We start from the raw sequence: 637 nt of genomic DNA, 5'->3' as shown, positions 1-637 counted from the left end.
TCGAGGATGCGCTGCCTCGACTCCACCCCGTTCGCGCGCTTTCTGCGCGCCGTCTGCGGCTTGGTCATGGAGTGTGTGCCCTTCCTGGTCGTCCCGGCACTTGACCGTCTTCTGCACCCACCTTACCGTAGCGGTCATTCCAATTGGAGTAAACGCTACAGCAATGAGTTCGCAACACATCGCGAACAGGGACGACAGCGAGGTGGCCCGGTGAACGGAGTCAGTGGCGAGGACAACGACTACGACGTGGCGGTGATCGGCTACGGGCCCACGGGCGTGACCGCGGCGAACCTGCTGGGCGCGATGGGCCTGCGGGTCGTCGTGCTGGAACGCGACGCCGAGATCTACACCCGGGCCAGGGCCATCTCCACCGACGAGGAGGTCATGCGGATCTGGCAGCGCGTCGGTCTGGCCGAGCGGCTGGAGCAGGACATGCTGACCGAGCGGCCCCTCGACTTCGTCGACGCCCGCGGGCGTCCCTTCCTCTGCGCGCACCCGACCCCGCGCGGACACGGGCACCCGCCACAACTGTTCATCTACCAGCCCGCGTTGGAGCAGGTCCTGCGTGACGGGGTCGCCCGCCACCCGAACGTCGAGGTGCTGCTGCAGCACGAGTGTCTGCGGCTGCGCCAGTCCG

At 67.7% G+C, this 637-nt stretch carries 1 protein-coding gene; it reads left to right on the top strand.

The window, feature by feature from the left end; all coding sequences use genetic code 11:
- Positions 1-210: 210 nt before the first annotated feature.
- The coding region (locus tag AOK17_RS31195) for an FAD-dependent monooxygenase (RefSeq protein ID WP_245697467.1) at positions 211-637 on the top strand (427 nt) is incomplete at its 3' end.

It is taken from the genome of Streptomyces phaeochromogenes, from assembly GCF_001418655.1.
Taxonomy (GTDB): domain Bacteria; phylum Actinomycetota; class Actinomycetes; order Streptomycetales; family Streptomycetaceae; genus Streptomyces; species Streptomyces phaeochromogenes.
This window is presented reverse-complemented; position numbering and strand designations above follow the sequence as displayed.